Below are 14739 nucleotides of genomic sequence, written 5' to 3' on the forward strand. Positions count from 1 at the left end.
GAGCGGTGTCCCAGCCATCAAGACACATGATGGAGGGGTACGCCGCTCGTCAAGGTCACGCCGGTCGCGGGTGCCGAACGCAGGCGGCGGGCGCCTGTCCCGTGCCGAGGTGCGGATCCCGCGTGAGCGTCGCAACCTGGAGGGAAGCGAGCACGCAGGTACAGACATGGGGTCAGGCGGGGACCGTCAGGGGAGATGCGGAGGCGATCCGTCCTATGGCATCCGACGATGCGCTGATCGTCGTGGACGTGTCGGGAACCGTGCTCGAGTGCGCCGACGAGGCGGAAGAATTGTTCGGCCGTGCGGCGTCCGAGGCCGTGGGCCGTCCGGTCTCGGAGCTGTTTTCCGCCATAGCGAGGTCGGCCGCCGAGGATGCGTGGTCGAGGAGCGACGGTGCGGAAGCCGATGGGCTGCTGGTGCGGCCGGTGTTCTGTCAGGACGGCTCCCACGCGTGGGGCGTGTACCGCGAGACATCCGCCGAGGACGACGGCCCTTTCGGCAAGGCTCTGCTCAGAGCGCTGTTCACCCTGTCCCCTGTAGGGATGCACGTCCTGGACACCGATTTGCGGGTCCTACGGGTGAACACGGCAGCCCACGGCATCAGTGGAATACCCCCCGGGCTCCTGGTAGGGCGTCGGCTGGCCGACGCGTTCCACTTCACCGACCCCGACGCCACCGCGGCCATGGTGCGGAGCGTACTCACCACCGGCGAGCCCGCGATCGGCAGGCTTGTGGGAGCCAAGCCGCCCACCGACCCCGACCGAGAGCATCTGTACGAGGTGTCGGTGCTCCCGCTCCATGTGTCCGACGGGCAGGTGCTCGGTGTCGCGAGCTCGGTGGTCGACGTCACCGAACGTGAACATGCCCTGTCGCGTACCGGGATTCTCAACGCCGTCCGAGAGGACGTCGGCCGTACTCTGGATATGGACACCACCTGCGAGGACCTGGTGCGTGTCCTGGTACCCGACTTCGCGGACGACGCGGAGCTGCATCTTCTGGACCCTGTCATCCGCGGTGACGAACCCCCTTCCGCGCCAGTCGCTTCCGATGTGCCTCTACGGCGCATGGCAATCGTCTCCGCGGAGCGCTTTCCTCCATCCGAGAGCCTGGAGCGGGAGCCGTTCCACTTTCCAGCAGCGTTGTCGCAGTCGCTCACCGACCTGCGCCCCCACCTCATCGTCCACGGCCCGGGCCCGGCGGCAGGCCCGTCCCACGCCCGTTCCGCCATCATCACCCCGCTGTCCCTGAGGGGTGGCGTGCTCGGGGCGCTCAGCCTGTACCGGTCCGCCGGCCGTGCGGTATTCGAGCAGGAGGACCTCGACCTCGCTCTGGAGTTGGCCCTACGTACCTCGTTGTACATCGACAACTCACGGCGCTACACACGTGAACACACCATCGCTCTCACGCTCCAGCGCCACCTCCTACCGCAGCGACCTCCCCGCCTGGTCGCCGTGGAGACAGCCCACTTCCACGAGCCGGGAGCGGTGGGCGGCGGCTGGTTCGACGTCATTCCCCTGTCCGGTGCACGCGTGGCCTTCACCGTCGGACGTGTCTCGGGGGAGGGGATACAGGCGACGACTGCCATGGGACAGATCCGGACGGCCATCCACACCCTGTCCTCGCTGGATCTCGCATGCGACGAGCTGCTGGCCCGGCTCAACGACACGGTCGCGCGCCTTGCCGCCGAGCGTTCCGGCCTCGACCACGGCCACCCTCCGCGCGAAGAGAAGCTGACCGCGGGCTGCGTGTACGGCATCTACGACCCGCTGAGCCTCACCTGCACCATTGCTCTCGCCGGTCACCCGCCCCCGTGGCTCGCCCACCCGGACGGGACCGCGTCCATCTGCGACCTCTCCCAGGCTCCGCCTCTCGGTGCGGGCACAGATGGCGCGGTATTCGCCGGTTCCCGTCTCGACCTGAGCGAAGGGAGCGTCATCGCGCTCCACACCGACGTCTTTCTGCCCCCGGACGCCCCCAGCGCCACTGCTCGCCGCCAGGAACTCCGGCAGGTCCTCGCGAACACCGGTCGCTCCTTGAAGACCCTGTGCGTGGAGGCGGTCCGGAGAGCGGCGCCCGAGGGGCACGACGCCGACGCCATCCTGCTCCTCCTCCGCGCCCGGGCCGTCGATGCCGACCGAGTCGCCACGTGGGACCTGCCGGCCGAGCCCGCCGCCGTGGCCGGCGCACGCGCCTGGGTCCGCCGCCGGCTGGCCGGCTGGAACCTCGAGGAACTCACCTTCGGTACGGAACTCATCGTGAGCGAACTCGCCACCAACGCCATCCGCTACGGGACGCCTCCGCTCCGGCTGCGCCTCATCGACGGCCCTACCCTGACGTGCGAAGTCAGCGATGCGAGCCTCGTCGCACCACACCTCCGGCATGCCCGGACCACGGACGAGGGCGGACGCGGGCTCTTCATCTGTGCCGAACTCGCCCACCGGTGGGGCGCCCGTTTCACGAACGAGGGCAAGACGATCTGGACTGAGCAGGAGATGCCTCAGGCGACATCCGCCGCACCGGCCGCCTGACACGGAGGGAGCCTGTATGACGAGCGACTGGATGGCATCCCGTAGGTAGTGTGGGCAAGGACCCTGGGTCCGGCGCCGGGCGGCCCCAGCATGATCGCGGACACCGATCGCGAGCCCTGGCTGGATGCCATCTCCGCCTGGCTGGACACGAGATCGCCACGGATCAGCCGGCGCTGGTCACTTGTTCCGCCCTCGAGCGGGCCTACCGCGACCGACTTCTGCGCGGGAGGCCGGAAGTGCGTCTGGTGTACCTGCACGGCGCACCGGAACTGATTCGCTCCCGGCCGTCCGACAGACGAGGACACTTCTTGCCGTAGAGGTTGCTGGAGAGTCAGGTCGCCGCTTTTGAGCCCATGTCCTGCCCGCCGGATGCCTTTCGCAGTGGCCTCGGCCCCGACGCCGTGGAGCAGGAGGGCGACCTACGTGCTCCGATGGGCCGGACGGTATGGCAGGCGTCATGAACGTCGCACGTCGCTGCGGTTGAGCCGACCGGGGGAAGCCGTTCCGCCCAATGGCCCAGGAGCGGCCCGCCAGGACCGCGGCCCCGTTCGTCCGGTGATTTCCTGATTCTCGCCTGTCGGGCAGTAGCCGGGCGGGCCGGAGCCGCGCAGCGAGGAGACAGGGCATCATGGATTCCCACGTCGAGGCAGCGCGGGGTGCTCTGCCGTCCGACTTGCTGAAGGGCCAGACAGCTCTGGTGACCGGAGCCAATTCCGGCATCGGTAAGGGCACGGCCATCGCGCTGGGCCGGGCGGGCGCCAACGTGGCGGTGAACTACGTGAGCGACCGGGAAGCCGCCGAGCAAGTGGTCGAGGAGATCACGTCATTCGGGGTGCGTGCGGTGGCCTACGAGGCGGACGTGTCGCAGGAGACCCAGGTGACCGCGATGGTGGACCGGACGGTCCAGGATTTCGGAACCCTCGACATCCTGGTCGCCAACGCCGGTATGCAGCGTGACGCCAAGTTCACCGAAATGACTCTCGCCCAGTGGCAGAAAGTCCTCGACGTGAACCTCACGGGCCAGTTCCTGTGCGCACGGGAGGCGGCCAAGGAGTTCCGTCGGCGCGGAGTGGTCCCGGAGGTGTCCCGAGCGGCCGGCAAGATCATCTGTATGAGCTCGGTGCACCAGCTCATCCCCTGGGCGGGGCACGTGAACTACGCCTCGTCGAAGGGAGGCGTCCAGATGATGATGCAGACCCTGGCCCAGGAGCTCGCACCGGAGCGGATCCGGGTGAACGCCGTCGCCCCCGGGGCGATCAAGACCCCCATCAACCGCAGCGCCTGGGAGACGCCGGCGGCCCGGGAGGACCTCCTGCGCCTGATCCCCTACGGCCGGATCGGTGACCCCGAGGACATCGCCCACGCCGTCGTCCTGCTCGCGTCCGACCTCATGGACTACGTCGTGGGGACGACCCTCTACGTCGACGGCGGGATGACGCTCTTCCCCGGGTTCGCAACCGGCGGCTGACCTCTTTCGCAGGACCCGAACAGCGAAGGCGGTTATGTGCGCATCGGTCCATCTCCTGGCGAGCGCTCCGGATCAGCTCCTGCCGGCCCGAGAACTCATGGCCTTCACTCTGGCCTCCCACATCGTCCTGGTCCCGTTGGGCGTAGCCCTGCCTCTGATCACCCTGGTCATGCATTACCGCGGGCTGCGCCACAAAGACGCGACGGCCCTCCTGCTGGCACGGCGCTGGTCGGCGGTCATGGCGGTCCAGTTCGCCGTCGGAGTCGTCACCGGCACCGTGCTCTCCTTCGAATTCGGTCTGCTCTGGCCGGGGTTGATGGGCAGGTGGGGCGACGTCTTCGGAATCGGCTTCGGGGTCGAGGCCTGGGCGTTCTTCCTCGAAGCGGTCCTCATCGCCATCTATCTCTACGGATGGCGGAGACTGAAGCCCCGGACACACTTCCTGCTGGGGCTGCCGCTTCCGGCCGCCGCGCTGCTCGGGGCATTCGGCATCCTGGCGGCCAACTCCTGGATGAACACACCGCAGGGCTTCTCCCTCGACTCCGCCGGCAAGCCGACGGACGTGAACGTCTGGAAGGCGATCTTCACTCCGATGTTCGGGCCGCAGTACTGGCACTTCGTCGTGGCCATGCTGTTGACCGCGGGCTACACGGTGGCCGGCGTCTACGCGGTCGGCTGGCTGAGGGGGCGCCGTGACCGTTACCACCGGCTCGGCTTCGCCATTACCTTCAGCATCGCCGCGGTGGCGACCCCTGTGCAGTTCGCCCTCGGCGACTCCATCGCCCGGTCGGTGTTCCACAAGCAGCCGGTGAAGTTCGCGGCCATGGAGATCGTCTGGAAGACCGACACCCGCGTACCGGAGTACCTGTTCGGCCGCCTGCACTCCGACGGTTCCGTATCGGGCGGCATCAAACTTCCGCTGCTTGACTCCGTCCTCGCCGGTTTCAGCCCGGACACCAAGGTCGTCGGACTGACCTCCGTCCCGCCGGACCAACGGCCCACCGCCGTTCAGGCGACGATCGCGCACTGGGCTTTCGACATCATGGTTCTCATCGGGTCCGCCCTGGTACTCCTCGCGCTCTGGTACGGCCTGGTCTGGCTGCGGCACCGCAGGCTTCCTGAGTCGAAGTGGTTCTACCGCAGCGCGGCCTGCGCAGGTCTGGCCTCGGTGGTGGCCGTCGAATGCGGCTGGATCGCGACCGAGGTGGGACGCCAGCCCTGGATCGTCTACCAGAACACGCGCGTTGCCGAGGCAGTCACGGCGACGCGCTCGTCCACCCTGTGGATCATGCTCGGCCTGGTGATCGTCGTGTACGTGTTCATCTTCGGTTCGCTTCTCGCCGTGCTGCTCAAGCTGCGCACCCGATGGCGGCTCGCCGACGCGGAACAGGTCGCCGGGCGAGCGGCGGACGAGCCGGAGACAGACAGCCCCTACGGTCCCCGGTCTCCTGTTCCCTCGGGTGACGGCGGTTCCGGTGGCGTCACCCGGTCCAAGGGTGACCGACCGTGACGGCCGATTTGATGGCAGTGGTACTGCTGCTGGCCATCGCTGCGTACACCTGCGCGGGCGGTACCGACTACGGTGCCGGCTTCTGGGACCTGACCGCGGGAGGGGCGGACCGCGGCAAGCGGCCGCGATGGCTCATCGATCACGCGATGGCACCCGTGTGGGAGGTCAACAACGTCTGGTTGATCTTCGTCTTCGTCATCATGTGGACCGGCTTCCCGACCCTCTTCCAGGCCGTGTTCTCCGCGATGTGGCTGCCTCTGGCCCTGGCCGCCGTGGGACTGGTCCTGCGCGGCGCCGGCTTCGCCTTCCGCAAGGTCGCCCACCGGCTCGCGGATCGGCGCATCTACGGTGCCGTGTTCGCCCTGGCCTCGCTCGTGACTCCGTTCTTCCTCGGCGCCGCCGTAGGGGGTGTCGCCTCAGGCCGGGTGAAGCTCGGGACGGAGGCGTCGGCGGACGCCTGGTCCAACCCCACCTCGATCATGTTCGGCCTGCTCGCCGTCGCCGCGACCGCCTTCCTGGGCGCCACCTTCCTGACAGGGGATGCCCGCCGCTTCGACGCACCCGACCTGATCGCGTACTTCCGGCGGCGCGGGCTGCTGAGCCTCGTTGCGCTCGTGGTGCTGGTGGTGATCACCCTGTTCGTCACCAGCGAGGACGCCCCACATGTGTGGCACGGGCTCACCCACGGGGCGGGGCTGGCCTTCGGTATCGCCGGGGCGGCGGCCGCCCTCACCACGGCGTGGCTGCTCGTGCGTATGCCGGGCGGCTGGGCCCGCGCCTCGGCCGTCGGCGCCATCACCTGCGCGGTCCTCGCCTGGGGACTGGCTCAGCGTCCCTATCTGCTCCCGCGATCGATGACCGTCGCCGAAGGTGCCGGTGCATCGGCCACGCTGACCTGGCTGGCGGTCGTCACCCTTGTCGCGCTGGTGATCGTGGTACCGGCCGTCGCCTTCCTGTACTGGCTCGACACCCGAGGCGATCTGCAGGAACTGACCGAGGCCGACCTGCGGCAGGGCGGCGATCCCGAAGACGGTGGCAGGTCGGGAGCCACCTGACCGTCGGAGGCCGAATCGCCACCGCGCCAGGACTCTGCCGAAAGGAGCTGCTGTGACAGACGACGAGATCTACCTCGGAATTGCCCTGACCCTGATCCTCGCCACCGGGTCACAGATTCTGGCGAGCAAGCTGCGCGTTCCCGCCCTCATCATCCTGCTGCCCGCAGGTTTCACGGCCGGCGCGCTGACGGACGTCATCCACCCCGGGAAGCTGATGGGGCAGAACTTCGACGTCCTCGTGTCGATGTCCGTGGCGGTGATCCTCTACGACGCCGGACTCGGGCTCGACCTGCGCAAACTCACCGGACGCACCCGCTGGATCGTGGGACGGCTGCTGCTGCTCGGTGTGCTCGTCACGTTCCTGGTCACCTCCGCCGTGGCACCGGCGATGTTCGACATGCCCCTCAAGGTCGCCTCGATGCTCGGCGTGATCCTGGTCGTCTCCGGTCCCACGGTGGTCGGCCCCATCCTCGACGTCGTACGGCCTACGGACAAGGTGCGCCGTATCCTCATCTGGGAAGGGACCCTGACCGACCCGATCGGCGGCATCCTGGGCGCGCTGGTCTTCCACGCCATCGCCACCACGCACCAGGTCGACATCGGACGGGGCTACCAACTCGGGCAGTTCGCCATCAGCATGGTCGTGGGGCTGATCGGTGGGGCGGTCGGGACGGCATTGCTCTGGCTGACGCTTCGCACGTTGCGGCTCGGCGAGACGCTCGGGACGCTGGCCCAGTTGGCCACCGTGATCGCAGTGTCCGCCGGTGCCGACATCGTCAGGGACGACACGGGACTCATCGCCGCCATCGTCACGGGCCTCGCCGTCACCAACATCAGGGGCTTCGACATGCCCGCGCGCCGTCCCTTCTTCGAGACACTGGCCCAGCTGATCATCGGTCTGCTGTTCGTCTCGATCTCCTCCACGGTCACACCGGCCTCCCTCGTGCCCGTACTCCTCCCGGCCCTCGGCCTCATCGCCATCCTGGTCCTCGTGGTGCGGCCTCTCGTGGCCTATGTGTCGACCGTGGGTTCCGGTCTGTCCCTGGGCGAGAGGGCTTTCGTCGGATGGATGGCCCCCCGCGGGATCGTTGCTGCCGCCACGGCTACGGCGTTCTCTGCGAGCCTCGTCGACAAAGGGGTCGACGGGGCCGCCAGAATCCTTCCCGTCACCTTCCTCGTGATCGTCGGGACGGTCCTGTTGTACGCCCTGAGTGCGGCTCAGGTCGCCAGGATGCTGGGCATCGTCAAACCCGCCGGGACACGGATCCTGCTCGTGGGCGGCGAGCCGTGGGTGGTCGATCTCGGGAGGAGCCTGAGATCCACCGGCCTCGACCTGCTGATGTGGGCAGGCCTCGCGCAGGAGCGCCGACGGATCGAGGACGCGGGGATCCAACTCGCCACGGGCGATCTGCTGGCCACGGCCACCAACCCGGGTGCCCGGCTGGAGGGCGTGACGGCAGTGTTCCTGGCGACGGACGACGACGACTTCAACGCGCTCGCTTCCGTCGTGATGCAGGACAGCGTCGAAGGACCCGTCTATCGGGTCGGGCCGCCCCACGACAGCCATGGAGTCGTGGCTCCCTACACCGGCGGGGACATTCTCTTCGGTAGATCGCTCGTCCGCCACACGTTGGCGGCGCGGTATGGGGCGGGCGGGCGGTTCCTGGTTCAGCCGGCCTCCGCTCCACTGCCGCCTGGGAGCGAGACGCTCTTCGTCGTACATGAGGATCTGCGGCTCGAACCCGTCACCGAGAAGCGGCGGATCGCTCCCGGGGAAAGGGACAGCGTTGTGCTGCTGACCCCTGGCACGGAGCAGGGAGACAGACCATGGTGATGTCCTGGGCCTCCGCGTTCCGGCTGCGGCAATACGTGAAGGCGAGCCTGTGGATCACGCCGTTGTTCGGTCTCGTGCTGGGAGTCGTTCTGGCAGAACTGGCCGTCACCGCTGACAGTTCGGACTGGCCACCGAGTGGCTGGCGCTATTCGGCGACGACGGCGAGCGGAGTCCTGAGCTCCATCGTCGGGTCGATGGTCGCCCTTCTGGGATTCGTCGTGACCATCGGTGTTCTCGTCATTCAGCAGGCCACAGGAACGTTGTCGCCGAGATACATGCGGCTCTGGTACAGGGACCGGCTGCAGAAGACCGTGCTGGCCACCTTCACCGGCACATTCGCGTTCGCCTTCTCCCTGCTGCGCAGTATCGAGTCGAATTCGGTGCCGGACCTCGGAGTCACCCTCGCCGGCGCCGCCGTGGCTGTCAGCCTGCTGCTGCTGCTCATCTACCTCAACCGCTTCACGCACAACCTCAGACCGGTCGCCATCGCCGATCTCGTCGGTCGCATGGGGGAGGACGTCTTCGAGCACGGGGCCGTGGCGCTCGGGGAGTCGGCGCCCCACCACGGCGAAGCCGCGCTGCGGGACGGACTGGTGACCGTTGTCCGTGCGACCGGAGGCGGGGCCGTCCAGGCCCTCGACTCCGCCGGCCTCGCGGCTCTCGCCGCGCGCCACGACTGCGTGTTCACCGTGCCCCACTTGATCGGTGACTACGTCCCTCGAGGCGCCGTCCTCGTCGAGATGCACGGCGGCACATCCGCCCCCGACCACGGGCGCGTGACCGGCCTCATCGCACTCGGTCCCGAGCGGACGATCGAACAGGACCCGGCCTTCGCCCTGCGGGTGCTCGTAGATATCGCCATCCGCGCCCTGTCCCCCGCCGTCAACGACCCCACCACCGCCGTACAGGTCCTCAACCACATCGAGTCGTTCCTCACCAGGCTCGGCCAGGTGCCACTGCCCGGCCGGTACGTGCTGGCCGGTGACGACGGCCGGCCGCGGCTCGTGCTGCGGGGGAGGGCGTGGGAGGACTACCTTCAGCTCGCCGTCTCCGAGATCCGCGACTACGGGGCAACGTCCGTGCAGGTCTGCCGACGGCTGCGTGCCCTGCTCGACGGTCTGCTCGACAGCCTGCCGCCCACCCAGCATCCCGCAGTCCGGGCAGAGATGGACCTCCTGCGTGAATCGGTGGACCGGACGTTCCCCGATGCGGCTCGCCGTGCCGTCGCACAGACGGCCGACAGCCAGGGCGTGGGCGGCTCCCGGATCGGCCGATAGCGGGGTGGCCGTGTCTCCGGCCAGCCCGCAACCGGCTCAGGCCGGGCTCGACCACCCGCTCAATTCGGCTGCACCCAGCCGTGCCGGACGGCATGACCGCCGAGCTGCATCCGGGTCCGGACCCCGGCCATGTCCATGAGGTGGCGCAGGCGTCGGTGCAGCGTGCGCGGTGACAGACCGAGCTGAGTCGCTGCCGTCGGGTCGGTCAGGCCTGCCAGCAGCAGGGAGAGGATCTGTCGGTCGAGGTCGGACGGCCCTTCCGCGCCGAGCTCGACGGTGGGTTCGGACTCTCCGCCGGTGCCCGAGAGCTCGAGCGGGTGGGCGGTGCGCCATACGGTCTCGAACAGCGCGTCGAGTGCATCCAGCAGGCCACTGCGGTGCAGCAGCACGGCGCCGGGCTCTCCGGCCGGTGTGACAGCGAGCGGCACGAGTCCGAGGTCGGCGTCGGCCAGCACGAGTTTCATCGGCAACTGGTCGGCGACCCGCAGTTGCACACCGTTGCGCATGGAATCGATCGCATCGGTGATGATGCCCGGCTCCGCCAGCACGGCCCGGTCCAGGACCGCCCGGAAGTGCACGCCGCGACCGATGGCCATGGGTTCGGCCGAGTTCTCGTCGGGCGGCACGGCGACGAACGGCGCGGTGATGAACGTGCGGACCTGGGTGCGGGCTGCCTGCTGAACCTGGAGGAAGCGATGGCGGATGGCATCGACACCCGTGACGACCTCGATCAGATCGCTGATGCTGCTCCCGGTCATCGCCGCCCGGTGCTCCTCGGCGAAGGTCACCAGCGCCTGCTCGGCCATGCGCAGCCCGTCCCGGCGCTGGCTGATGAGAGCGCCGAGGGCCATGGCCGGCGGTGCGGCGGTGAACTGCTCATCCACCGACCTGATCACCAGCCCCCACCCGACCAGATGGCACAGGGCCTTGTCGATGTGGGCCTGCGACACGTCGAGCAGCTCCGCCAGCAGTTTCGCGGTGCAGTGCGGCCGTCCGAGCAACGCCCGATAGACGCGCTCATCATCGGGCTCGAGGCCCAGGACATCCAGCATCGGCGACCGACTCTCTTCCGCTTGCCGCAGCGGAGAGAGTATGCGCCATGGCGGCAGATACTGAATAGTCCCTGATGGGAGCAGGTGTGGCGGGAAGGGCCCCGGGGAGTCGCCTCCCCGGGGCCCGACAGTGTGGCTCATCGCAGGCCGTACGCCCGGATGATCTCGTTCTTGACGCCGAAACCGCGGTCCGTCGCGGCGCTCGCGCGGACCGACACGAAGCCGCCGGGCTTCTTGGCCGTCTTGAACGAACCCGCCCAGGAGCCGCCGGGGCCCTTGGACAGTGTCACCTTCTGCCAAGTGGTGCCGTCGTCGTACGAGACGTCCAGCTTCACCGCGGTCACCTTGCCCGGTACCGTGCCGAGGTCCATCGACACCGGCTCGAGCGCGATTCGCTGCGTGGCGTCGGCCTTGACGTCGCCGTGCAAGTCCGACTCCAGCTCGTAGTCCAGGTTCAGCACCGAGAACGGCTCGAAGACGTCCGAGTCGACGGTGTCGGACGTGAACGTCCACTCGGAGTGGGTGCGCGTCGACAGCCGGAAGACGTCACCGGGCCGTTCCACGTCGAGGACGGTGCGGTAGGGAAGGTTGCCGGCCGGCACCTCCACCCACTGCATGTCCCCGCTGACCGGGTTGTCGTGGATCAGCTTGTCGCCCTGGAAGACCTGCAGGTGGGACGGCGTCTCACCCCACGGCAGGTTGCCCCCGAGCCGCATGTTGTTGCTGGCGGAGGCCCACGCCTGCACGTTCCAGGTCATGAAGTTCTGCCAACGGGAGTTGTACACCCCGAAGGACTCGCTCTGAGCGGGCCGGGTCAACGGGGCGAACCAGTCCAGACGGCTGGTGCTGCCCTTGGCATACGTGTTGTCGCCCGACACCATCACCCACGGCAGGGGCCCGTCGACGCCCTGCGCGTGAAACTCCCTCCAGACCTGGCGTGGGGTCACCCATTCGGTGCGGGTGCCCGGGTGCCACTCGATCTCGGGGAAGTTGAAGGACGGGCTGAGGGTGAAGTCGGACCTGTAGCCCTCCGACAACTTGCCGTCCGTGGCCGAGTAGTAGCGGGCGTCGATCCGGGCGAGGTCCCGCTGGGAAGGCTTGTAGACCAGGGCTCGGTCGGGCACCTGGCCGGGGTAGTCCCGGGTCAGGTCGTAGACGAACGGCGTGAACTCGGTCTGCTTGACGGTCAGCTTGAGGATGCCGGTCCTGGCCGCGGCGATGAGGGCCTTCCCCGCGTCGCGGTGCACGGTGGCGACGGGGATGGCGGACTCGCCGACGTACTCCATCAGACCGCCGACACCGTCGTTGACCACGATCAGCGCCTTCGCACCGGCCGCGACCGCGGCCTCGGTGCGCTCCTGAGGCGAGACCTCGTCGCTGCGCGTGATGACGACGACCTTGTCCTTGGCGTTGACCTTCTCGTACGCGGTCGCCGCGCCGTTACCCGCGTGGACGGCGTTCAGCGTGTCCGTGGCGGTGCCCAGGGCACTGCCCGCCTGCACCCTCGCCTCGAAGCGGAGGCGACCGCCCACCGTGCTCAGGCCGAGCTGTGGCTCGCCCTTGCGCCAGCGGGTGATCAGCATGAACTCGCCCTGCTTCATGGGCTCGGTCGGGGCGACGTACACGTCGTCGTACGCCGGCGGCAGCACGTACGCGCTGCGGTAGTCCATGTATGGGTCGAGGCCCTTGTAGTGGACGTTGAAGTCGACCTTGCGCTGGCGGTCCTCAGTGCGCTGCGGCGCTTCTGTCTGCAACAGGCGTGCCTTGCTCGCGTCCAGTACGACAGTCGCGGAGCCGTCCTCGAGCACGGTCTCCGGGGCGACCAGCACGGCCAGGCCCGAGCGGTCCGCTTTCTCACCGGCCACGTCGAGGTACCCCGCGACGGTGTACAGGCCGGGTGCCATACGCATGGTGGTCCGGCCGTCGACGTAGACCGACCACGGCCAGAAGTCACCGGCCAGGTTGATCGAGACCTGGCCGGAGGCGGGCTTGCCGTCCCGGCCGACGAGCTTGATGGTCAGGTCGTAGCGCTCCTCCTCCTTGAGCAGCGCCACGGATGTGCGGGTCACCGGCTTCCCGGTGGCCGCGTCGGTGGCTATCACGTAACTGACGTGCCGGCCTGGCGAGGCGGCTTTCGGGTCACCGGTCACCGGGACGGCAGCGGTGCCGCCCGCCGGGACGGTCACCGCGGTGGCTCCCAGCGTGAACAGGCCGCCGTCGTTGGTCAGTGCCAGGTTCAGCTTGACGTCGGCGGAACCGGTGTTGGTGAAGACCAGGTCCTTCTCGACCGCGGCGTCGCTCGGCTCGTGCGGCCATGTGTGGTTGCCGAAGAAGAGCGATCCGGTGCCGCGGACCTCGGTGCTCACGGCGGCGGCCACGTCGAGACGGCCGGTGCCGACCTCGTACGGCGAGTACCCGGCGTCCAGGCCCTTCGCGGTGCTCATCAGATGTTCCTTGAGCTGTGCGCCGTTCCAGTCCGGGTGCTGCTGAGCGAGGATCGCCGCCGCGCCGACCACGTGCGGGGTGGCCATGGAGGTTCCGCTGATCGTGCGGTAGAGGCCCTCGCCACCGTCGGTCATGTCCTGCGAGCGGGCGGCGGTGATGTCCACGCCGGGCGCCGCGATGTCCGGCTTCATGCTGCCGGAGTAGGCGAGCGGACCGGTGCTGGAGAAGGACGCGAGCTGGTCCTGCTTGTCCGTGGCGGCCACGGTCAACGCCGAGGCGGCCGCGCCGGGGGCGGAGATGCTCTCCGGACCCGCGTTGCCGGCGGCGATGACGAACAGAGTGCCGTACTGCTCGGACAGTGCGTCGACAGTCTGCGACATCGGGTCACTGCCGTCCGTCGGGTAGGAGTCGCCGAGGCTCATGTTGACGACGTCCGCACCGGTCTCCGCGGCCCACTGCATGCCGGCCATGACCCAGGAGTCCTGGCCGGAGCCCTCCGCGCCGCCGAGCACCTTGCCGACGAACAGGTCGGCGCCGGGGGCGACGCCCTTGTTGTCGCCTCCGGAGGCGGCCCCCGAACCGACGATCGTGCCGGCCACGTGCGTGCCGTGCCCGTTGACGTCGGTGACTGCCTCACCCGGCACGAAGCTGGCCGTGCCGTCGATCAGGCCGGCGAAGTCGGGGTGCTCGGCGTCGATGCCGGTGTCGAGCACCGCGACCTTGACGCCCTTGCCGTTGTACCCGGCCGCCCAGGCCTCGGGCGCGCCGATCAGGGGCACGCTCTCCTTGAGGCTGGCCTTCACACGACCGTCGAGCCACAGCTTCGCCACACCCGCGCCCAGCTTCGCACTGCCCTGCGGTGCGACGGTGGTCCAGAAGGTGTGCGCCTGCCGCTTCTCGGTACTGAGCACGGTACCGCCGATGCCCTTGAGTTTGCGGGTCAGCTTGCTGCCCCGGGGGGCTGTGGGCTGGACGGCCGAGCGGGACTTCGACCGGTCGTACGTCGCGATCAGCGGAACAGCGGTCGACTTCGCGTCGTCGTAGCCCATTTCGATCAGGTCCGTGACGTTGAACAGACGCTTGTCCAGCTTGTCCGTGCTCAGCAGGGGCCCCGCCTCGTCGGGAATGACGAACAGGTCACCCTTGATCCGCTGGACCTTTACGCCGCCGACGGCGCTGTCCGGGCGGTCGACTTCGGCGGTCTGCTTCCCGTCGGCCATCGTGGTGACCGTGACGACGTCACCGGTGACCAGGGTGACCTTGTGGGTCGCCGAGGGTTTGGCGGGAACGGTGGGCTTGCTCGGAGCAGCTTGTGCGGGCGCTTGAAGAACTGCGAGGCCCGACGCCAGCAGCGGCGCCACGGTGGCAGCTGAGATGAGCTGCCACCGTCTGCGCCGGAAGGCGGAGGCGTGAGAGGGGGAGAACATGCCATGGGTCTATCGGCCGGCGGCGCCCGACGTGAAGGCCCGCGGACGGCAAGTCCTTGCCATGGCAAGGACTTGACAGTCGCAATGGGTTCGAATCCGGGCAAGACTCACTTTGCCGGCCCCGTCGTCCGATCCCAGCTGCA

General features: G+C 68.7%; 8 protein-coding genes. 6 read left to right on the plus strand and 2 right to left on the minus strand.

What is annotated here, in order from left to right; all coding sequences use genetic code 11:
• The first annotated feature begins 215 nt into the window (after window positions 1–215).
• From QFZ58_RS30445 to QFZ58_RS30470, 6 genes are all read left to right on the plus strand, one after another.
• On the plus strand, window positions 216–2528 hold the full coding sequence (locus tag QFZ58_RS30445; protein WP_307128083.1) for a SpoIIE family protein phosphatase: 2313 nt from the start codon (window positions 216–218) through the stop codon (window positions 2526–2528).
• A 628-nt stretch (window positions 2529–3156) separates the two neighbouring features.
• Window positions 3157–3996, plus strand: a complete 840-nt coding sequence (locus QFZ58_RS30450) for an SDR family oxidoreductase (protein ID WP_307128084.1) — start codon at window positions 3157–3159, stop codon at window positions 3994–3996.
• 97 nt (window positions 3997–4093) lie between these two features.
• Window positions 4094–5506: a cytochrome ubiquinol oxidase subunit I gene (locus QFZ58_RS30455; protein WP_373428611.1), complete on the plus strand. Its 1413-nt coding sequence runs from the start codon at window positions 4094–4096 to the stop codon at window positions 5504–5506.
• On the plus strand, window positions 5503–6561 hold the full coding sequence (locus QFZ58_RS30460; RefSeq protein WP_307128086.1) for a cytochrome d ubiquinol oxidase subunit II: 1059 nt from the start codon (window positions 5503–5505) through the stop codon (window positions 6559–6561). The genes QFZ58_RS30455 and QFZ58_RS30460 overlap by 4 nt, the downstream gene beginning before the upstream one ends.
• A 52-nt stretch (window positions 6562–6613) precedes the next feature.
• Entirely contained in the window at window positions 6614–8395 is a 1782-nt protein-coding gene (locus tag QFZ58_RS30465) for a sodium:proton antiporter (protein ID WP_307128087.1), read from the plus strand.
• Complete coding sequence (locus QFZ58_RS30470; RefSeq protein ID WP_307128088.1) at window positions 8389–9672, plus strand: DUF2254 domain-containing protein; 1284 nt, start codon at window positions 8389–8391, stop codon at window positions 9670–9672. The genes QFZ58_RS30465 and QFZ58_RS30470 overlap by 7 nt, the downstream gene beginning before the upstream one ends.
• Window positions 9673–9731: 59 nt before the next feature.
• Here the strand turns inward: QFZ58_RS30470 and QFZ58_RS30475 are convergent, their stop codons facing one another.
• Window positions 9732–10724, minus strand: coding sequence for a helix-turn-helix domain-containing protein (locus tag QFZ58_RS30475; protein ID WP_307128089.1), 993 nt, complete (start codon window positions 10722–10724; stop codon window positions 9732–9734).
• 137 nt (window positions 10725–10861) lie between these two features.
• A complete protein-coding gene (locus QFZ58_RS30480; protein WP_307128090.1) occupies window positions 10862–14596 on the minus strand; it encodes a S8 family serine peptidase in 3735 nt (1244 codons plus the stop codon).
• Window positions 14597–14739: the final 143 nt, after the last annotated feature.

Source organism: Streptomyces sp. B1I3 (genome assembly GCF_030816615.1).
Lineage (GTDB): Bacteria > Actinomycetota > Actinomycetes > Streptomycetales > Streptomycetaceae > Streptomyces.

What these genes read in the sequence shown, in the direction of transcription:
- QFZ58_RS30470 (WP_307128088.1), top strand. Translation starts at nt 8,389, where the DNA reads ATGGTGATGTCCTGGGCCTCCGCGTTCCGGCTGCGGCAATACGTGAAG.
- QFZ58_RS30475 (WP_307128089.1), bottom strand. Translation starts at nt 10,724, where the DNA reads ATGCTGGATGTCCTGGGCCTCGAGCCCGATGATGAGCGCGTCTATCGG.
- QFZ58_RS30455 (WP_373428611.1), top strand. Translation starts at nt 4,094, where the DNA reads ATGGCCTTCACTCTGGCCTCCCACATCGTCCTGGTCCCGTTGGGCGTA.
- QFZ58_RS30450 (WP_307128084.1), top strand. Translation starts at nt 3,157, where the DNA reads ATGGATTCCCACGTCGAGGCAGCGCGGGGTGCTCTGCCGTCCGACTTG.
- QFZ58_RS30445 (WP_307128083.1), top strand. Translation starts at nt 216, where the DNA reads ATGGCATCCGACGATGCGCTGATCGTCGTGGACGTGTCGGGAACCGTG.
- QFZ58_RS30480 (WP_307128090.1), bottom strand. Translation starts at nt 14,596, where the DNA reads ATGTTCTCCCCCTCTCACGCCTCCGCCTTCCGGCGCAGACGGTGGCAG.